The organism is Planococcus halocryophilus, assembly GCF_001687585.2.
Taxonomy (GTDB): Bacteria; Bacillota; Bacilli; order Bacillales_A; family Planococcaceae; genus Planococcus; species Planococcus halocryophilus.
The window spans coordinates 585,504-605,780 of sequence record NZ_CP016537.2; the positions used below are offsets into that span (position 1 = coordinate 585,504).

21 protein-coding genes are annotated in these 20,277 nt (G+C 42.5%); 12 read left to right on the top strand and 9 right to left on the bottom strand.

Translation table 11 applies throughout. From position 1 onward, the window contains the following. Positions 1–239: 239 nt before the first annotated feature. Positions 240–848, bottom strand: coding sequence for a YdhK family protein (locus BBI08_RS03040; protein ID WP_008497348.1), 609 nt, complete (start codon positions 846–848; stop codon positions 240–242). Positions 849–981: 133 nt separating this feature from the next. Between BBI08_RS03040 and BBI08_RS03045 the strand changes: the two genes are divergently transcribed. The 3 genes from BBI08_RS03045 to BBI08_RS03055 are packed head-to-tail and all read left to right on the top strand — an operon-like array spanning position 982 to position 3,983. Continuing rightward, complete coding sequence (locus BBI08_RS03045; protein WP_008497347.1) at positions 982–1,902, top strand: F510_1955 family glycosylhydrolase; 921 nt, start codon at positions 982–984, stop codon at positions 1,900–1,902. Between the two features lie 31 nt (positions 1,903–1,933). Then, positions 1,934–3,322 carry a sensor histidine kinase gene (locus tag BBI08_RS03050; protein WP_008497346.1) on the top strand — a complete coding sequence of 463 codons (1,389 nt, stop codon included), beginning with the start codon at positions 1,934–1,936 and terminating at the stop codon, positions 3,320–3,322. Further along, complete coding sequence (locus tag BBI08_RS03055; protein ID WP_236610176.1) at positions 3,315–3,983, top strand: response regulator transcription factor; 669 nt, start codon at positions 3,315–3,317, stop codon at positions 3,981–3,983. The genes BBI08_RS03050 and BBI08_RS03055 overlap by 8 nt, the downstream gene beginning before the upstream one ends. 36 nt (positions 3,984–4,019) lie before the next feature. Here the strand turns inward: BBI08_RS03055 and BBI08_RS03060 are convergent, their stop codons facing one another. The 3 genes from BBI08_RS03060 to BBI08_RS03070 all read right to left on the bottom strand — a co-directional run bounded on the left by BBI08_RS03060 (position 4,020) and on the right by BBI08_RS03070 (position 6,286). Next, positions 4,020–5,498, bottom strand: coding sequence for a phytoene desaturase family protein (locus BBI08_RS03060; protein WP_008497343.1), 1,479 nt, complete (start codon positions 5,496–5,498; stop codon positions 4,020–4,022). A 107-nt stretch (positions 5,499–5,605) separates the two neighbouring features. Then, positions 5,606–5,932, bottom strand: coding sequence for a four-helix bundle copper-binding protein (locus BBI08_RS03065; protein WP_008497342.1), 327 nt, complete (start codon positions 5,930–5,932; stop codon positions 5,606–5,608). 99 nt (positions 5,933–6,031) lie between these two features. Beyond that, a complete protein-coding gene (locus BBI08_RS03070) occupies positions 6,032–6,286 on the bottom strand; it encodes an SHOCT domain-containing protein (RefSeq protein WP_040850744.1) in 255 nt (84 codons plus the stop codon). Positions 6,287–6,488: 202 nt separating this feature from the next. Here BBI08_RS03070 and BBI08_RS03075 point away from each other — a divergent pair, with 202 nt between their 5' ends. From BBI08_RS03075 to BBI08_RS03095, 5 genes are all read left to right on the top strand, one after another. Then, positions 6,489–7,028, top strand: a complete 540-nt coding sequence (locus tag BBI08_RS03075) for a GNAT family N-acetyltransferase (RefSeq protein WP_008497340.1) — start codon at positions 6,489–6,491, stop codon at positions 7,026–7,028. Positions 7,029–7,131: 103 nt separating this feature from the next. Next, a complete protein-coding gene (locus tag BBI08_RS03080) occupies positions 7,132–7,857 on the top strand; it encodes an ABC transporter ATP-binding protein (protein WP_008497339.1) in 726 nt (241 codons plus the stop codon). After that, the gene (locus BBI08_RS03085; RefSeq protein ID WP_065528478.1) at positions 7,854–8,873 is read left to right on the top strand and encodes an ABC transporter permease; all 1,020 of its coding nucleotides are present in this window, start codon (positions 7,854–7,856) and stop codon (positions 8,871–8,873) included. The genes BBI08_RS03080 and BBI08_RS03085 overlap by 4 nt, the downstream gene beginning before the upstream one ends. 682 nt (positions 8,874–9,555) lie before the next feature. After that, entirely contained in the window at positions 9,556–9,840 is a 285-nt protein-coding gene (locus tag BBI08_RS03090; protein WP_008497338.1) for a DUF5316 domain-containing protein, read from the top strand. Positions 9,841–9,858: 18 nt separating this feature from the next. Then, positions 9,859–10,611, top strand: coding sequence for a class I SAM-dependent methyltransferase (locus BBI08_RS03095; RefSeq protein WP_008497337.1), 753 nt, complete (start codon positions 9,859–9,861; stop codon positions 10,609–10,611). Positions 10,612–10,727: 116 nt separating this feature from the next. Here BBI08_RS03095 and BBI08_RS03100 read toward each other — a convergent pair whose 3' ends face one another. Beyond that, positions 10,728–11,084: a DUF1801 domain-containing protein gene (locus BBI08_RS03100; RefSeq protein ID WP_008497336.1), complete on the bottom strand. Its 357-nt coding sequence runs from the start codon at positions 11,082–11,084 to the stop codon at positions 10,728–10,730. Between the two features lie 13 nt (positions 11,085–11,097). After that, a complete protein-coding gene (locus BBI08_RS03105; protein ID WP_008497335.1) occupies positions 11,098–11,616 on the bottom strand; it encodes a helix-turn-helix domain-containing protein in 519 nt (172 codons plus the stop codon). A 161-nt stretch (positions 11,617–11,777) separates the two neighbouring features. On the opposite strand from BBI08_RS03105, the gene BBI08_RS03110 reads away from it, so the two are divergent. Both BBI08_RS03110 and BBI08_RS03115 read left to right on the top strand, forming a co-directional pair. Then, on the top strand, positions 11,778–13,091 hold the full coding sequence (locus BBI08_RS03110; RefSeq protein ID WP_040850735.1) for an MFS transporter: 1,314 nt from the start codon (positions 11,778–11,780) through the stop codon (positions 13,089–13,091). 24 nt (positions 13,092–13,115) lie between these two features. Continuing rightward, positions 13,116–14,099 carry an ornithine cyclodeaminase family protein gene (locus BBI08_RS03115; RefSeq protein WP_008497333.1) on the top strand — a complete coding sequence of 328 codons (984 nt, stop codon included), beginning with the start codon at positions 13,116–13,118 and terminating at the stop codon, positions 14,097–14,099. A gap of 828 nt (positions 14,100–14,927) precedes the next feature. Here the strand turns inward: BBI08_RS03115 and BBI08_RS03120 are convergent. Further along, positions 14,928–15,488: a maltose acetyltransferase domain-containing protein gene (locus BBI08_RS03120; protein ID WP_008497332.1), complete on the bottom strand. Its 561-nt coding sequence runs from the start codon at positions 15,486–15,488 to the stop codon at positions 14,928–14,930. A gap of 115 nt (positions 15,489–15,603) precedes the next feature. Here BBI08_RS03120 and BBI08_RS03125 point away from each other — a divergent pair, with 115 nt between their 5' ends. Next, on the top strand, positions 15,604–16,245 hold the full coding sequence (locus BBI08_RS03125; protein ID WP_065528479.1) for an alpha/beta family hydrolase: 642 nt from the start codon (positions 15,604–15,606) through the stop codon (positions 16,243–16,245). A gap of 188 nt (positions 16,246–16,433) precedes the next feature. Here the strand turns inward: BBI08_RS03125 and BBI08_RS03130 are convergent, their stop codons facing one another. Together BBI08_RS03130 and BBI08_RS03135 are read right to left on the bottom strand one after the other, a co-directional pair. Continuing rightward, on the bottom strand, positions 16,434–17,531 hold the full coding sequence (locus BBI08_RS03130) for an ABC transporter ATP-binding protein (RefSeq protein WP_008497330.1): 1,098 nt from the start codon (positions 17,529–17,531) through the stop codon (positions 16,434–16,436). A 107-nt stretch (positions 17,532–17,638) separates the two neighbouring features. Then, positions 17,639–18,529: a PucR family transcriptional regulator gene (locus BBI08_RS03135; protein ID WP_008497329.1), complete on the bottom strand. Its 891-nt coding sequence runs from the start codon at positions 18,527–18,529 to the stop codon at positions 17,639–17,641. Between the two features lie 154 nt (positions 18,530–18,683). On the opposite strand from BBI08_RS03135, the gene BBI08_RS03140 reads away from it, so the two are divergent. Next, positions 18,684–20,273, top strand: coding sequence for a glycoside hydrolase family 13 protein (locus BBI08_RS03140; RefSeq protein ID WP_008497328.1), 1,590 nt, complete (start codon positions 18,684–18,686; stop codon positions 20,271–20,273). Positions 20,274–20,277 lie beyond the last annotated feature (4 nt).

The window sequence follows — 20,277 nt, forward strand, 5'->3', positions numbered from 1 at the left end:
CGCGTAACCATCGCGCAACCGTGCGTATTTTTCCATCACCGCGCGTAACTCTCGAGCTCGCGCGTATTTTCGCTGGAGCGTGCGTAAGAATTGCGGACCGCGCATATTTTGACAGGACCGCGCGTAAGCACCGCCACACCGCGCGCAAGCACCACCCAGCCGCGCGTAAACCCCCAACGCACCACACAGAACATCCTCCCACAAAAAAATCCCCTGCAACATGCAGGGGATGTCATCATTTATTCAGCAGATAACTCGCTTTCAGTTACCCATTTGTGATTAACTACTTCGTCACCGCTGTCAGTAGTGGTAAAGTCGACCATGTAAACAGTCGTTTCTTCTGCAATATCGATGGTTGCAGTAGCCCCGTCCATGCCTTCCATATGATCTGCAGCAATTACTGCTTCATCGCCAGCTGAAAGTGGCATGTCGCCAGCATCTTCTAACTCTTCATGAATGACCCATTTGTGATTTTCAACGGGTTCGCCGCCTGTAGTTGGTGTAAAGCTCAATGCGTAAACCGTTGTGTCGTATGCGCCGACGATAGTCGCTTCAGCACCATCCATTCCTGGCATATGATCAGCATTGATTATCGCTTGGCTGCCAACTTCAAATGTTGGACTATCCGACTCTGCCAATCCTTCAGGCACTTCGCCAGAACTAGAATGATCCATTTCTCCGTGTCCCGCATCCGCTTCTTCATTCATATCTTCATCCATATCTTCATTCATTTCAACGTCAGTTTCTGGGTCTGCTGGGTTCATATCTTCTTCTGTATCACTGCAAGCAGCTAATGTAATGGCTGTTAAAGTCGACATCGTTAATAGCAAAAATTTCTTTTTAATCATCTAAATCCCTCTTTCATTTTGTTAGTAAGTGTACTTTACCCTCAAATTGTGCAATTGCTGTGCAGAATCTGCACCAAAACTCAAAACTTTTCCTGTACAATGAAACCTAAATAACGATCGGAGGATGAATAAAATGAAAGCAAGATGGATTTTAACTCCTATAATGACAGGATTGCTGCTTGTCGGATGCGCACAAAGCGAAGAATCAACTACATCAAATTCGGAGGATTTTGAAGTAGCATTCGATGGTAACATCGAGCATGTCCATGGCATGGGCTATATCGAAAATGAAGAAGGCTTATATTTGGCATCGCATAATGGCTTACGAATTTACCGTGATGGACAGTGGTTAGAAGCAACTGAACACGCGAATGATTACATGGGATTTAACGCAGTAGCGGATGGATTTTATACATCTGGCCACCCAGGACCGGGTTCCATGATGCAAAATCCAATTGGGATCCAACGAAGTAAAGACGGAGGTCGTTCACTCGATCACATGGGCTTTGAGGGTGAAACAGATTTTCATCATATGGCGGTAGGTTATCGTAACCATCACATGTTCGTCATGAACCCTCAAGAAAATTCTCAGATGGGCCCAGGATATTTTCATAGTGAAAATGAAGGGGAAGAGTGGCAACAAGTAAGTGGATCGGGATTACCGAGCGAAGTGTCTGCTTTTGCGATACATCCAAGTGATTCGCAATTAATTGCTGCAGCTTCAACTGAGGGCGTTTTCTTATCAGAAGATGGCGGAGATAGCTTTTCGCCACTGACAGAAGATGGTGTTTTTGGGACGGCTGTGTTTTTCAATGAAGAGTCGCTGTATTTCGCAACGTACGGCACACAAGCAGAGCTTATCAACTACACATTAGAAACGGGCAATGAGCAGTCAATTGACTTGCCGGACTTACCGGAAGATGGGATTTTATACATCGCTCAAAACCCGCTACAAAAAGAACAACTTACCATTTACACAGCAGCCGGTCACGCGTTTATTTTTGAAGATGATAACTGGAAGCAGATTTTAAACGCTGGACAAGTAGAGCAATAAAAAGAAATGCTGGATAACAGCGGAGGTTCTTATGTTCAATAAACTATCTTTGAAAATCGGTATGCTGTTTTTTATCTTTATTTTAATTATTGAAGCGTTCTTGTTTACAACGCTGTATGTGACTTTGGTCAATGAACGGGTAGACGAAGTGATGGAGAATTTGCTAGCGCGTGGTGAAACACATAGCAAAGTGTTAGCCGATAGTTTTGAGGAAGTTACTTTGAGTCACGTGGGCATGATGGAAGCGGCAACTGATTTTATTGTTGTTATTACCGATGAAGAAGGTGAAATCTTAGTTAATTCGGATGCATTGGAACCAGAAATGGTGGATGTACTTGAACATGCAGAATTTGAAGACATGCCACTACAAGGTGAAATTGTCGAGGAGGATTGGCAAGACAAGCGCTACATCGCAACAGATAGCCCAATCACGATTGATGGACAACATGCGGGTCATGTCTTTATGTTTTCGCCAACCGACAATATTGACCGCATCGTTGCTCATTTGAAAAACCAATTTCTGTTAGTAGCGCTGATCGCATTGGTGGTAACGATTATTACGATTTTACTGTTGTCACGGTTTATTACCTTGCCCTTAATTCGCATGAAAAAAGCAACTGAACAGTTAAGCCAAGGCAATAATCGAGTCGATTTAACAAATGAACGAAATGATGAGCTTGGTGAATTAGCGAATGCCATTACCAAACTATCGACAGACCTTGACCGGTTGAAAAAAGCGCGTAATGAATTTCTGTCGAGTATTTCACATGAATTGCGGACACCGCTAACATATATTAAAGGCTATGCTGATATTTTGGAGCGTGGAGATACTACAGAGCGAGAGCGCGAAGAATATTTAAGTATTATACGGGAAGAAACCGCTCATTTAACCTCATTGATTGGCAATTTATTTGATTTGGCGAAATTGGATCGCAATCAATTTGCGATTGAACAAAAAGACGTCTCGGTAGCTGAATTGTTAAATTCCGTTGCTGTTTTAGTGAAACCAGGATTTGATGATAAACAACTCACCTTGTCGGTAAATTGCAGCGAAGACTTGCAAGCGTTTATCGATTCCGAACGCATTCAACAAGTGTTGCTCAATATTTTAGACAACGCCCGTAAGCACTCGTTTGCAGGCGGAGGCGTGAAGACGACGTGCACTGAGGAAGATGATAAAATCGCAATCCGAATTAGTGACGAAGGGCAAGGAATACCTGAAGACGAACTGCCGTTTGTTTTTGATCGACTTTACCGCGTGGAAAAATCGAGATCACGGGAAAGAGGCGGTTCTGGACTAGGACTGGCAATTGCTAAAGAAATCATCGAATCGCATGGTGGGCAGATCAACATCGACAGTCATTTTGGCAAAGGAACGACTGTGACCATTCGGTTGAAAAGAGGTGGAGACCATTCATAAAGTATTGTTAGTGGACGATGAAAAACGAATGCTCGATTTGGTTGCTCTTTATTTACGGCCACATAACTACGTTTGCACAAAAGCAGACAATGGCAAACAAGCATTGGAGTTATTGAAAAAAGAATCTTTCGATTTGGTGTTGCTGGATATTATGATGCCAGATATGGATGGCTGGGAAGTATGCCGAGACATCCGCAAGTTTTCGAGTGTCCCGATTATTATGCTGACAGCTCGCGAACAACAAGAAGACGTCGTCAAAGGACTACGTCTCGGTGCAGACGATTACATGACAAAACCTTTCGGCGAAGAAGAGTTGCTCGCGCGCATGGAAGCTTTATTGCGCCGAAGTGCTCCTGCAAAACGACTCGAGTTTAAAGGCTTAGTATGGGACGAAGAAAGTTTCGAATTGAATTATGAACAAAAATCGATTCGCCTCACCCCAAAAGAGTTTTCAATGCTCGGACTGTTAATGAAAAATCCGAATAAAGTATTCGAACGCGACCGGTTATTAGAGTTAGTGTGGGGTTATGATTCGGAAACAGAAGGACGAACAGTCGATTCACATGTCCGCAATATTCGAGAAAAAGTTCGCCAAGCAGGATTTCCCGTCGATGATCATTTCCTGACGGTATGGGGAATCGGCTATAAATGGGTTCATTAAAAAACCACTGCAGATTTTTTTCTGCAGTGGTTTTCTTTATATTAATCGCTTTCCAGAAACCGAGCGTGCCGCGTGAATGCCGCTTGCAGCAGCGCCAATCGTACCGCCACCTGGGAAAATGTGATCGCCACATACATACAGATTAGGCAATCCAGAATGGTGCGAAATCGAATGGAACAAAGCGGCATCTAAAGTTTGAGGAAATCCACCGACCAAGCCGTTAACACGACCCGCAAAACGCTCCCAAGCTTTGGGGGCACCGCTCTCCATATGGACAATTGCCTCGCGAAAACCAGGAACCACTTGTTGAATCGCTTGCAGTATACGTTCAGTTAATACTTCACGCGTTTCTTCATATTTTTCTTGACTGTCCCATTCTGCGATACGCGAATGGGTGGAAATCGTTACCGTTTGAAAACCTTCAGGCGCACGCAATTCATCATCTGGAAGAGAAGAAGACATAAAGAAATGGCCGCCTTCAGCAAGTCCATCACCAGTGGAAATCTGTCTAAATGCAGGTAATGGCTTATCTAGTTTGGTTGAATCAATGGCCATATAAAGCGTCAACGTTGCCCAAGTTTCCCCAGCAATGCCGTCCCGCAATGACACTTTCAGTTTAGAGACAAGTTCCGGTGCTAAAATTTTCGTCAATTGCTGAATCGGTACGTTTAAAATAACATCGGTTGCATCGTACGTATTGCCGCGGTGGTCAGTCGCAATCCAACCATCACCTTGGCGCTCTAGCTTTTCAATCGTTCGTCGTTTTTTTAACACACCACCATTTTCGGTTAAGCTGTCACCCATCAGTTCAGCAAAACGATACAAGCCGCCAGGTACATAATAGGCTCCTTCATGATAAATATCCAGCGCTACTGCTGCCAATAAATACGCGACATCTTCGCTACCCGTTTGCATGCTATCAATTAATAACCCATCAAGCATATGACGGAATTCATGCAATTCATTGAGGTCATGCTTTTTTAAACGCTGATCTAAGGTTTGATTGAAAAAAGGTAGCAGTTTGATGTGTTGTGGCCGCATTGATTTTACTAAATAAGCCCATTCGTTTGCGGTAGCGGGAGGCAAGGCAGGAAGCGGGTCCATCAACGTGCGGACAGTCGCGGCTACAGCAAAAATTTCTTTATAGAACGCTCGGATTTTTTCGCTGTGAGAAGGGAAGTGAGCAACGATGCCGTCAACGTGTTGCGCCCGGTCTTGATGAAACACAAAAGTCGCATCCCGGTGGACCATTTCCATTACGCGCGCGAGCGGTTCGACGGACATCGGTTTACCGAGATAACGAAAAACGCGTTCGTGAATGCCGCCTGGTTCGAGCCCCATGCCGAGTGTGGCTCCAACTGGAAATAAATACTTATGGCGTTTGAATTTACTAGCACAGCCGCCAAGTTCTGAAGACGCTTCGAGCAAGGTCACTGACCAACCGTCTTGTGCGAGTAGTGAACCCGCTGTTAAACCGCCAATACCCGCACCTACAACCAATACATGTCGAGTCATCCGAATTCACTCCTTTGCTTTTATTATGGAGAAAAGCGGACCTTCCTGCCAATACAAAAGCCCAGCCGCAGAGAATTTCCCTGCGACCGGGCTTTTGATGGAGAGAATTACGCTACGTTACGGCAAGCTTCTGCGCATTTTGCACAAGCTTCTGCACATTTTTTGCAATGATCATGTTCGTGTTTTGAACATTCTTCTGCACAAGCTTCACAAATCGCTCCACAAGCTTTCGCTAGTTCTGCAACAAACGGTGAATTACGTGTAATGGCATGCTCGAGGTAAGTACAAATGTCCGCGCATTCTCGGTCTAGACGAATGCACTGTGCCATCATTTTCACATCATCTTCTTGCAAGCACGCGTCAAAACAGTGGTTGCACGCTGCTGCGCAATCGTGCAAGGTCTTAATCAGTTCTGCATGTTGTTCAGTTGCCATCAATAAAACCTCCAATTTCAGATTTTGTTGCTTCTCTTTTTAGCTTCCCTTTAATCTGGAAATTAAACGAAAAAAAGAAACTCCACAAAAACTGCACAATTAGTTTTTGGATGACTCTTTTAACAAGCGCAACTGCTCATCATATTGTTCTTTACTAATTTCGCCCTTCACATAACGTTGACGTAATGATTCGATTGCATGATCTGATTCATGCGGTTCGGTGCGCGCTGCATTTTTGCGCGCTTTGATCAATGTAAACCATAAAGCGCCACCAATTAGAGTCAATATGACGATAAATCCAACAGCAATCGTGACGCCAAGTGCCTGGTTACCAGGTGTGAAAAACTCTCCCATTGCTTTCAACTCGCTTTCTTTATAAATGTTTATTGTTTAATTTTATGAAAATTAATAACACCATACCATTACGGTTAGTGTAGTTCACCTTTTGAATAAATGCAATGAACGGAAATATTTGGTGACAAGAGTATCCATTAATAGAAAGATTTTATTGGAAATTATGCTACGATAGATGCATACAATAAAAGGAGTGCTTTCCATGTTCATACATAAAATCGACGAAGACTTGTCACTCAAAGTTCTGGAGATGCGTGATGCAGAACGAATTTTTAGCTTGACTGACGTATCAAGAGAGTATTTAAGAGAATGGCTACCATGGCTCGATTTTACAACAAAAGTAGAAGACACGAGAGATTTTATCAAATCAGGTAGCAGTAATTTTGTCGAAGGCAAATCTTTAGGCGCAGCCATTTTGTATAAAGGCGAAATTGTGGGAGTTGGAGGCTTTAATAGTATCAATGCAGCTAACAAAACCGCATATATCGGCTATTGGCTCGGACAGGAATATCAAGGGAAAGGCATCATGACGAGCGTTTCAAAAGCTTTGACTGATTATGCATTTACTGAGCTCAAGTTAAATAAAGTTGAAATTCGTGCAGCCGCAGAAAATCAAAAAAGCCGCAGCATCCCTGAGCGTCTAGGCTATAAAGAAGAAGGAACCATCCGCCAAGCTGAATGGCTATACGACCATTACGTCGATCACGTAGTTTACGGCATGCTGGCTGAAGAGTGGAAATAAGAAGAAGTTTGAACAAAGCAGCAAAATGGATGCTTTGTTTTTTGAGGAATGAGCGTACAATACAAAGTAACACGAAGATTTTATTCGACTGGAGGGAATGCATATGAAGAATAGCATCTCCATCAATAACCTTAGTAAAGCGTATGGCAAAGCAGGCGTACTTAAAGAAGTTGACTTGCAAATTGCTGAAGGAGAAATTTTTGGCTTGATCGGACCATCAGGATCAGGAAAAACAACGCTAGTTAAAATGATTGTCGGAATTGAATCCGCGACGAACGGAACAGTAGAAGTGTTGGGCAAACGAGTCCCTAATTTAACGCTGCTCGAAAACATTGGCTATATGGCTCAAGAAGATGCCTTGTATCCTGAATTGACGGGCAAAGAAAATTTGAGTTTCTTTGCATCACTGTACAAAATGAAAAAGACGAATTTGAAAGACCGAATCGCTTATGCAGCAGATTTGGTGGAGTTAACCGACGAATTAGGAAAAAAAGTCGCGGCTTATTCAGGTGGCATGAAACGGCGCTTGTCATTAGCGATTGCGTTAGTTCACGACCCGAAAATTCTAATTCTTGATGAGCCCACTGTTGGCATCGATCCAGAACTTCGCATATCCATCTGGCGTGAATTGATGACGCTAAAAAAAGAGCAAGGGAAGACGATTATCGTAACCACTCACGTAATGGACGAAGCAGAAAAATGCGACCGCATTGCCATGGTGCGTGAAGGTGGAATTTTAGCGACTGGAACACCAGACGAGCTGAAAACGACATATGGCGCAGCTGATTTAGAAGAGGTCTTTTTGCAAGCAGGGAGGGAGGCGCGATGAGAACGCTAGCACTGATTCGACGCATCATGCTGCAATTACTTCGTGACAAACGGACAATGGCTTTGCTGTTTTTTGCTCCATTAATTGTATTGACTTTAATGTATTTTTTCTTTAATGGCGAATCAGAAGACCCGAGACTCGCAGTTGTCGGAGGCAGTGAACCGCTCATGACGGCGATGGAAAACGCATCGATTGATGTGATTTCTTATGATGCAGCCGATAATCAAACCATCATTTCGGACAACCTAGCAGGTTTGTTAGAAATAAAAGACGGCAGTTTCCAAGTGGTTTTGGAAAATAATGACCCAAGCACATCTCGTGCATTGCTAATGAAAATTACTCAAATAGCAGCGATGCAAGGGGGCGGAAACGCACCGAGCGTAGAGACCGAATACATTTTTGGTGATGAAGATACGGCATTTTTTGATGTGCTCGGACCGATACTAGTCGGCTTTTTCGTGTTCTTCTTTGTTTTTCTCATTTCAGGAATTGGCTTATTAAAAGAACGCGTATCGGGAACGTTGGAGCGGTTATTAGCGACTCCGATCCGTCGCTGGGAAATTGTTATGGCTTACTTAACGGGCTTCGGCATTTTTGCGATTATCCAAACCATTATCGTCGTATTTTACTCGATCCAAGTATTGGATATGATCATGATCGGTCAAGTATGGCATGTTATTATCGTCAATTTAATGCTGGCATTAGTAGCGTTGTCGCTTGGGATTCTGTTATCAACTTTCGCATCATCTGAATTCCAAATGGTCCAATTCATCCCGATTGTTGTCATTCCACAAATCTTTTTTGCCGGCATTATCCCACTTGAAGGTATGGCCGATTGGCTGCAAAATCTCAGCCGCATCATGCCGCTATATTACGCAGCGGACGCCTTAAAAGCGATTATGTATAGAGGAGAAGGATTGGCCGATATCTCGAGCAATCTGCTGGCACTCGCTGCTTTTGCAGTGGTGTTTATCTTTATGAACATCATCGCTTTGAAGCGCTACCGAAAATTATAAAAGTATTTTAGCTGTCTGCTTTTATGGACAGCTTTTTCTATGGGGTTTAGGGGGTAGCGCAGTTCGCGTATGCGAACTGCTAGGCATTGTAGGGGTTTTGGTTTTGTGGAAAGGTGTTGTGAAATTTTCTATGCGCGTAAAGGGCGGGGAAATTCATGTAAAGAGCTCGAAAGTTCATGTAAGGGAATCAAAAGTTCGTGTATAAATCGTGATGCGTGTATAGAGTGGAAAAGTTCATGTAAAGAGTTCGAAAGTTCATGTAAGAGAGTGAAAAATTCATGTAAGAGAATCAAAAGTTCGTGTATAAATCGTGATGCGTGTAAAGAGTGGAAAAGTTCATGTAAAGAGTTCAAACGTTCATGTAAGAGAGCGAAAAATTCGTGTAAGGGAATCAAAAGTTCGTGTATAAATCGTGATGCGTGTAAAGAGTGGAAAAGTTCATGTAAAGAGTTCAAACGTTCATGTAAGAGAGCGAAAAACTAATGTAAAAGCCGCAAAAGTTGCTGTAAAAATCTCAACCCATGCAAATAGTTGAAAACCTCATGTAACATCAGCAAATCTACTCAACTCATAACAAGAAAACAAATTTCCGACTCTCCGACTACCTCTATCGTGTGACTTTTGATAAAATTAACGAGCAGGCGAATTTTAGCCACATACAGTATCTAAAGGAGAGAACATAATGAAATACTTTTTAGCTGGAACAGCGATTGCTTTAATTGGCGTGTTAGTGGCGTATTTACTGAATGATTGGTCATTGGTTTACATGATCAGCGGCATTGTTGCTGGTGTTGCATTGATATGGGGCGTTTTGGCATTGGGCACTGGTAAAAACAAGTCCACCAGAACGACAAGTTCAGAAAAGCGTCGCGAAAAGCAACAGCGCGTGACGAAAATGAAAAACGCAGTCATGGTGGCTGTGCCGAATATAATTGCGGTGATCGTTAACTTAGCGATGATTTCATAAAAAGGATGGGGTGAGGCGTTGTTAGGGTATTACAGCAAGTTGTCGTCGGAAGTGTACGATCTCGATAAGCCAATTGGTAGTTCATTCGGGGATATTGAATATTACTTGGAGCGACTCGGTTCATGCAAAGGTCGCATTTTGGAACCAGCAACTGGTACTGGTCGTTTACTTGTGCCATTGCTTGAAAAAGGGTTTGAAGTAGACGGTTTTGATGTATCCGAGGAAATGCTGACGGTGTGTCGTGCCAATTGTGAAAAACATGGCTTCCGTCCGAATTTATTTCATGCAAAAATGGAGTCGTTTTCGGTTGATAGAACATATGCGGCCATTGTGATTCCGACTGGGACATTTCTGTTGCTCGATGAGCGTGAAAAATCGCTTAGAGCGCTTCAGAATTTCTACAATCATTTGGAAATAGGGGGACGATTAATTGTCGACTTGGATGTGCCAGCAGGTGTCGAACTGGAGAAAACTTCTACACGCACGTGGCAAGCGCTCAACGGCGATACGTTAACCGTCGAAAGTAAGAAAATCAAAGTGGATTGGATTCACCAAACCTTTGTTTCACAAGGGCGTTATGAATGCTGGCGCGAAGGGAAGTTGATCGAAACTGAACTCGAACGCTATCCGATGCGTTGGTACGGAGTTGAAGAATTCCGTACCATTTTAGAAAACATTGGCTTTAAAGAAATTGTTATTTCATCTGGCTATCAAATTGATCACTACCCAAAAAACGCAAATTCCATCATCACATACGAAGCGACAAAATAAGAAAAACCGAGGCGGAATTCTGCCTCGGTTTTTCTTATTTTGAAACTTTAAATGCCTGGGACATAAGCCAGTTCGGCTCTATGCCGACCTGCCTTACGTCCGATAAAACCAGCTAATCATTTCCGGTTTAATTCCACCGCATCCCAAATCAATAGCTTCAGTTCATCGCTCTTAATTTCGTCGGTCCGGTTCAAGCGAATGTGACGCATTTTTTTGCCGTCACCTTCGAGTAGGTTCGATTCATCGCGAAGTTCCGCGCCGCGGTAAAAGCCGAAATTGACATGACCTTTAGCCGTTTGCATATAGCACACGAGACCTTCTTTGGCATAACTCGGCTTGTCCCATTTAAAGCCTTCGTCCATTTCTGGATAAGCTTCGAATACCAATGTGCGAAGTTCTGAAACGATATCTTGTACTGGGTTTTCTAGCCCTTCGATAAATTCATCTACTTGCGGATCTTTGACTGGATGCATAGACAGATTCCCCTTAATTCGTTTTGGATGATACGAGTAAAAATTGTACATCGTGCTCTGTTAAGTTAAACCAATAATGTCGTTTACGTGCATCAAACATGATGGATTGTCGCTTGGTAAGTTCGGTGCGTTCGCCGTCCACCTCGACAGTTAACACCCCATCCAATACGAATAAAAACTCATACCCACTATGAGCAAATGGATTACCTTCGGATTCAGCAGGTTTCATAGTCACCAGCATCGGGACTAAATTTGCTTCTTTAACGCCGTGTGACAAATCTTTGTAATGGAATTTCTCGAGTCGCGATTCCCAATCGGTTTTTTCGGTTTCATTGGCGAAAAAAAGACTAGGGTCGACATTCAAAGCATCTGCTATTTTACGCAGCGATTCTAATGTCACGCTCGATTTTCCGCGTTCGACTTGCGATAAGAAGCTAATGGAGACATTAGTTTGCTCTGCTAACTCTTTCAAGGTCAATTTGCGCTCCTTGCGAAGATTTTTTAATGTTACCCCAATTGTTCCGTTCGACATGCAGAAACCCCTCTTTACTAAATGTTCTGCCTCTATCATAACGTACATATGCTGAAAATAAAATTTAAGAAGGTTATTGACAGAATATTGCTAACTGACTAAACTGTTGAAAAGGGAGAATTAAAGTGTCACTTCAATTTATTCGTAAAGGGGAAGTTAGGATGGATAAAAAGCAAACACGCAAAGTTTTAACGGCAAGTCTTGTGGGGAGTTCGATTGAATGGTTTGATTATTTTTTATATGGCACCATGGCAGCATTAGTATTTAACCAATTATTTTTTGTCAACGAAGATCCAACAGTTGGGTTAATGCTCGCTTATGCATCTTTTGCATTATCATTCTTTATTCGTCCATTTGGCGGCATTATCTTCAGTCACATCGGCGACCGTATTGGCCGCAAAAAGACATTGGTTATCACGTTGAGTTTAATGGGCTTTGCAACGTTTGCAATGGGGTTATTGCCAACTTATCAAGCAATTGGAGTTGCAGCACCAATTTTGTTAATCACACTACGTTTAATCCAAGGACTTGGGATTGGTGGAGAATGGGGCGGCGCATTACTACTTGCGACAGAATATGCACCACCTGAAAGACGTGGATTTTTTGGGAGCATCCCACAAATGGGTGTTACGATCGGGATGGTCATGGGAACTTTGGCGCTTTACTTGATGACTTTATTGCCAGAAGCGGCATTTATGAGCTGGGGCTGGCGCGTACCATTTATCTTGAGTGCGTTTCTTGTTTTGTTTGGTTTATGGATTCGTAAAGGCATCGACGAAACACCAGAATTTAAAGCAGTAAAAGCATCTGGTGAAATTCCAAAATTGCCGATTGTCGATACATTAAAATATCACTGGCGTGAAGTGTTAATCGCCATTGGAGCAAAAGTTGTTGAAACAGCACCGTTTTATATTTTTGGTACGTTCGTTGTGTCTTACGCAACAACAAATCTTGAGTTTTCAAGAACAGCTACACTCGCAGCAGTTATGATTGCAACGGTGATTACGACGATTTTGATCCCGATTATGGGTGCATTGTCTGACCGTGTCGGACGCAAGAAAATGTACGTGACTGGCGCTGTAGCAATGGGCTTGTTCGCTTTCCCTTATTTCTGGATGTTGCAACAAGGTTCTGTATTATTGTTAATCGTTGCGACAATTATTGGGTTGGGTATTATTTGGGCGCCAATCACAGCAGTACTTGGAACGATGTTCTCAGAAATTTTCGATGCAAAAGTTCGTTACACGGGAGTAACACTAGGCTACCAAATTGGTGCAGCATTAGCAGGGGGAACAGCACCTTTAGTTGCGACATTCTTGTTAGCGACATTTGATAACTCTTACGTACCAGTAGCATTATATATCGTTTTAACAGCCGTTATTTCACTCTTGTCTATCTGGGCAGTGAAAGATTTAAGTGGCACTCAAAAACAAGAAAAAACAGCTACATTAGTAACCGAGGAAAGCCGCGTTTAAGCGCATATTTTTAGGAGGGGTTTCATGCTTATCATCAACGAACAACAGATTCAGCAACAATACGATATGGCCGACGCTATCCGTGACGTCACAGAAATGCTTCGGGCAAAAGAGCAGGGCCAGATCAATAACCCGCATCGCACCGTCCTTAGCTTTCCAGAACGTCAGGCATCGGCACTTTATATGCCAAGTGCAGACATGGTCAATAAAGTCTCAGGCGTGAAAATTGTCACCATCTTTCCGGAAAACCCGGCACAAAACAAGCCGACGACTCAAGGTGTGATTCTTTTGTCAGACGGAGATAACGGAGAACATGTGGCAATGATGACGGCATCGTATTTAACGCGATTGCGCACAGGCGCACTAAGCGGAATTGCAACGGATTTGTTGGCACGAAAAGAAAGCCGCGTACTGACTGTGATCGGTACAGGCGGCATGGCGTTCGAGCAAGTGCTTGGCGTATTAGCAGTGAGACCCATCGAAAAAATTATTTTGGTTAACCGCACACCAGAAAAAGCACAACGTTTTGGTGAACGGCTTGTTGAATTTGATATCAACATCCCATACACAGTCGAACCAATCGTGTCATTAGCCGTTCAACAAGCAGACATCATTTGCTGCGCCACACGATCCAACGAACCGGTGTTTAACGGAGACGATTTAAAGCCGGGTACGCACATTAACGGCGTCGGTTCCTATTTGCCAAGTATGCGCGAAGTCGATGAAACGACCATCTTGCGCGCTGACAAAATCGTCGCTGACGACTTACCAGGCGTTAAAGACGAAGCCGGCGAATTAATCTACACCGTCGAAACGGGCGCATGGTCATTCGATCAATTGCATGCAGAACTTGGACAAATCGTTGTAGAAACTGCTGCAGGCCGTGAGTCGGAATCGGAAATCACCTTCTTCAAATGCGTCGGTGCTGCTTATTTTGATTTGGCAGTAGCCAAAGGCGTTTACAGCAAAATAAAAGCAAATGGTACGGGTATAGAAGTAGAGATGTAAAGGTGATTGATCCCCCAAGCGGCACATGTCGCTTGGGGGATTTTTTTGTTGGGGGAGTTGGGTAGGTGTTATGTGAAGTTTTGGATATTATACATGGATTTTCACGGTCTTTACCTGAACTTTTGGCATCCTTACAGGGATAGCGATTTATACATGAAATTTTGAACTCTTTACATGAAGTTACGAAGTCTTAACCTGAACTTTTGGTACTTTAACATGAAGTTTTAGCGTCTTTACAGGGATAGCGATTTATACATGAACTTTTGAACTCTTTACATGAAGTTACGAAGTCTTAACCTGAACTTTTGGTGCTTTAACATGAAGTTTTAGCGTCTTTACAGGGATAGCGATTTATACCTGAACTTTTAGGTTCTTTACATGAAGTTTCGAAGTCTTAACCTGAACTTTTGGTACTTTAACATGAAGTTTTAGCGTCTTTACAGGGATAGCGATTTATACCTGAACTTTTGAACTCTTTACATGAAGTTTCGAAGTCTTAACCTGAACTTTTGGTGTTTTAACATGAAGTTTTAGCGTCTTTACAGGGATAGCGATTTATACATGAACTTTTAGGTTCTTTACATGAAGTTTCGAAGTTTTAACATGAACTTTTGGTGCTTATACATGAAGTTTTAGCGCCTTTACAGGGATAGCAATTTATACAAGAAATTTCGAGCTCTTTACACGAACTTTTAAAGCCTTTAAAGGAATCAAAATCTCACCACAAACTCACAACATAACACCTTAGAAAAAATTCGCATTTTCATAATTTATTTGTATAATGATGGAAAGCAAAAAATAAAAGCAACGCACCATAGCGCATTGCTTTTATTCTTCAACTTGTTTAATTACGAATGCGGGGTTGCCACCCACCAACGTATTGGCGGGTACATCTTTAGTAACAACGGCGCCAGCTGCGATAATCGCATTGTCGCCAATCGTCACTCCAGGGTTGATGATGGCACGGCCACCGATCCAGACATTGTCACCGATTGTGACGGGTTTACCAAATTCTTTGCCAGAATTTCGCGCAGTGGCATTCAGCGGGTGAGTCGCTGTGTATATATGAACTCCCGGAGCAATCATGCAATTATCACCAATCCGGATTTCGCAAACATCAAGAAACACGCAGTCGAAATTGGCATAAAAATTATCGCCGACGTGAATGTTATATCCGTAATCACATCGAATGGTGGGTTCGACGTGAATCATGTCGCCGGTCGAGCCAAGTAATTTTTTCAGCAAATCGGCACGATCTTGGCCGTCCATTTCGGTAGTTTCGTTGAACAGTCGGCTAAGTCGGCGAGCATTCATGCGATTTTGGCGCAGGGTTGAATCAGCCGGATCGTACATTTCACCAGCGAGCATTTTGTCTTTTTCCGTCATCATATGTTATCCTCCCCGAAAAATTAATGGTAAATCGATTGTATCATAGCTAATTTCAAAAATATTTAGTAAACTTATGGAATATTCTTTATAATAGAGAGAGACAGGAGTGAAAGTTATGAAAGCAATTAACAACAAAGTCGTAGGTTACAAGGGGATTGAAGTTCCTTATACCGTGATGCTAACGGAAGACTACACAAAAAAATTGGCTATTTTCTTGCCAGGTGCTGGATATACAACAAAAAGCCCGCTTTTCCATTTCGCAGAAGAAATTTTCTTGAACGCACATTACGATGTGTTACGAGTGAATTACCAATACACAGACAAAGCATATGACGAATTCACGATGACTGAATTGAACGAAGCGATTGTCCACGACGTGCGTTTAGTAATCAGCGAAGTACTCAAAGGAAGAAATTATCAAGACTTTTACTTGGTCGGAAAATCGCTTGGCACGATTGCAATGGGAGCTGAAATGCTGCGCCCAGAATTTAGCGATGCCAAAGCTGTGTGGGTAACCCCTTTACTGAATCAGGAACAAGTTCTAAACACAATGGTCAACAGCAAAAATGAAGCATTATGCTTTATCGGCGACAAAGATCGCTACTACTCAGCAGGTGCGTTCGAGTTGCTTAAAGCGAACCCGAATTTAAAATCGACGCTATTGCCAGACATTAATCACCGCTTGGATTGCCAAAACGATCCACTCAAATCGATTGATGCCTTGAAACAAATCATTGCTGGAATTAAAGAATTTTAACAAATAAGCTGCCCTTTTGGGTGGCTTTTTTTGTGTAATAAAAAAAGGTCGTCTTCTACAGAAAGAGTTCGCTGTTTTAACCAGCAAATTCCGTATCCTTACATGAAGTTTCACCATCTCTACATGAATAAACAAGCTTACAACAATAAAACCACCGAGTAATACTCGGTGGCTAACAAAACTCTCGATTAACGAATACGCAATTCAGAGTCGCCATCAAAGAAATGGGCTTTATTCATATCAAATGCAAGATCGATTGTAGATTCGGCTTCAACGTTAAAGCGAGAGTCAACGCGTGCGACGAAATCTTGGTCATCGATTTTTGAGTAAAGGATGATTTCTGCACCCATCAATTCAGCAACATCGATATAAGCTTGAAGCTTTGTATGCGGTGAATGTTCCAAAAATAATGGCTCATCGTGAATGTCTTCAGGACGCACACCAAGAACAAGGTTTTTGCTTTCGTAGCCTTGGTCTTGAAGCATTTTTAGTTTGCTTTCTGGAATAAGCACTTTCGAATCGCCCATGACAAAATGGCTGCCGACTAATTTACCTTGTAGGAAATTCATAGACGGAGAACCGATAAATCCACCAACAAACATGTTTTCCGGTAAGTCGTAAACTTCTTTTGGCGTGCCGACTTGTTGAACAAAGCCATCTTTCATAACCACTAAACGAGTCGCCATTGTCATCGCTTCTGTTTGATCGTGTGTTACGTAAACCGTTGTCGTTTGGAGACGGCGGTGCAACTTTTGGATTTCTGCGCGCATTTGTACACGTAGTTTGGCGTCGAGATTGGATAAAGGCTCATCCATCAAAAAGACTTTAGCGTCACGGACAATCGCACGGCCTAAAGCGACACGTTGGCGCTGACCACCTGATAGCGCTTTCGGTTTACGGTTTAAGTAATCGTCTAATCCTAAAATTTTTGAAGCGTTGGCAACACGTGCTTTAATCTCGTCTTTTTTCATTTTGCGTAATTTCAAACTAAATGCCATGTTTTCATATACAGTCATGTGCGGGTACAATGCGTAGTTTTGGAAAACCATCGCGATGTCGCGGTCTTTTGGTGACACGTCGTTAACTCGTTTGTCCCCGATATATAAATCGCCATCTGTAATATCTTCTAATCCTGCGATCATGCGAAGTGTCGTTGACTTACCACAACCTGAAGGTCCAACTAGTACTAGAAACTCTTTATCGCGAATTTCTAAGTTAAAGTCTTGTACCGAAACTACACCTTTTTCGTATTCTTTTTTGATATTAACTAATGTTAAGCCCGTCATTTGGTTTCCCCCAATAATCTCTTTGTCGTTGGTAACAGCTTAACCGAATGACGATTGAGAGGAAATATCAAAATTGCCTAAAAATTTAAAGTTGTTTTTGTGCACATTTACTTTTCAATCAATATCGCTAAGTAAACGGCCAGCGCTTCATGGAATTTCCGAACGTCGATTCCGGTGTTTTCATAAAAACGGTCAAAACGATATTGCAGGCTATTGCGGTGCATATGCAAAGCTTTTGCCGTTTCTGAGATATTTAAGTTATTGCGAACAAAAACTTCAATCATTTTCATCGTTTCTTCATCGCTTTGATAAACTTGCAAAACCGATTGTTTTATTTCATTCCGGAGAGGTTCTGGTGTTTGATCGAGCAATAAATACGGAATCGCATCGGTATAACTGATAACGGTTTTTTTCGAATACAGGCTAACGGTTTTTGCACCATCGACCATTGCGCGGTAATGAGTGACAGCACTGTCTAAACTTGCACGAAGTGGCCCAACGAAAAAATGGATTTTGATATACAAATCGCTCATCAACACATCGATAATTTCATCGTAAGAAATCGGTCCGTCTTCTTTTGTGACGTATTCAACCAAAATCCCTTGATGGTCGTTTTCCCACAAAATTGGCACGTGCTGCGCATAAAAATCTTGAACCGCTTGTTTAAACGCTGCAGGGCTAATTTGTTTTTCTTGAATGGAAAAATGCACAAAGCGATACGGAGAATTCAAGGGAAACGTCTTAACGTCAGCGGAAAGAGCAGGATCAACCGCAGCCGACCACTTTTTTTCTTCGTCTGTCAGCACCGGGAATTTCGGATTGTAAGGTGTTAAAAATGTCGTGAGCAAAGACAAATCTCTTGGAGCAAGTTCCCTTTCGTGAATGCCTATAATCACGCCATCAGAAAATGAAAACCATTTATAGTCTGCATCTGAAGAAAGTGTGCTTTGGTCAAATAGTTGAAGCGAAGGATAGAGTTCTTTTAATTGATTGATCATCGAATACCTCTTTTCGCAATTTTAGCATTCTGAAGAATTGCATAATTTATTCATTATACAATAAAACCACAGTTTAAATTAAGTAGTTGGCAAAACAGCGGATTCATGTATGATGTTAGAATAGTAATCACTTTACAAGAAAAGGGGCATCTTGATGACTGAATGGTGGAAAAAATCGACTGTGTATCAAATTTATCCGCGAAGTTTTATGGATTCGAATGGCGATGGAATCGGCGATATTCGTGGGATTATCCAGAAACTCGATTACTTGCATGAACTCGGTGTAGATATTCTTTGGCTGTCGCCGGTATATGATTCACCGAACGACGATAACGGCTATGACATTCGCGATTATTATGAAATCATGAAAGAATTCGGCACGATGGCAGATTTTGATGAGCTATTGGAAAAAGTACATGCGCGAGACATGAAATTGGTCATGGACCTTGTCGTCAACCATACGTCTGATGAGCATGCTTGGTTTAAAGACCATCCCGATTTTTACATATGGCGCGATCAGCCAACCAATTGGCGCTCGTTTTTTGGTGGGTCTACGTGGGAGTACCAAAAAGAACGCAATCAGTACTACTTGCACTTGTTTTCCAAAAAGCAGCCAGACCTGAACTGGGAAAACCCAGAAATGCGAACCGCGGTTTACGAAATGATGCGCTGGTGGCTCGATAAAGGTGTAGACGGTTTCCGAATGGACGTTATCAATATGATTTCCAAAGTTCCGGATATGCAAGATGCAGTGAATGGCGATGCCAGCAGTCAATTTATGAATGGCCCCAATGTTCATACCTACTTAAAAGAAATGAATACACAAGTACTGTCTCAATACAATATCGTCACAGTCGGTGAAACACCGGGCACGACGCCAAAAGAAGCGCGCGATTATACCGCCGCACAAAATCAAGAACTCAATATGATTTTCACGTTCGAGCATATGGACCTCGACCAAGCATCGGGGGAGAAATGGGATTTAAAGCCGCTCGATTTGATCGATTTAAAAGAGAATCTGGAAAAATGGCAACATGGTTTATACGACGAAGGTTGGAATAGTTTGTACTGGAACAACCACGATCAGCCGCGCATTGTATCGCGTTTTGGTGACGATCAAAAATGGCGCGTTGAATCAGCTAAAATGCTCGCAACGTGTCTGCACTTTATGCAAGGCACGCCGTATATTTATCAAGGCGAAGAACTGGGCATGACCAATGTCCGCTTTGATGCCATTGAGGAATACAAAGACATTGAAACCATCAATATGTATCAAGAAAAGCGCGCAGCGGGAATTTCGCATGACGACATCATGATGAAAATTTACGCGAAAGGTCGCGACAATGCACGAACGCCAATGCAATGGTCGGACGCGCCAAATGGTGGCTTTACAACAGGTACACCTTGGATAAAGGTGAATCCGAATTACACAGACATCAATGCTGCACAGCATCAAGAGCCGGATTCCATTTATCAATATTACAAAAAACTCATAGCTTTCCGTAAAAACATGGGCATCATCACGTATGGTGACTTCCAGTTATTGCACCACGAAGACAAAGAATTATTCGCATATACGCGTACATGGAACCGAGAAAGCTTGACTATATACTGTAATTTTTCAAATCAACCAAAAACAGTAGAACGCCCAGAAGGCGACAAGTTAATCGGCAATTATGATTGTCGGAACGGCGAAGACGAACTTGTGCTCAAGCCATATGAAGCCGTTGTTTATTACAAATAAAAAC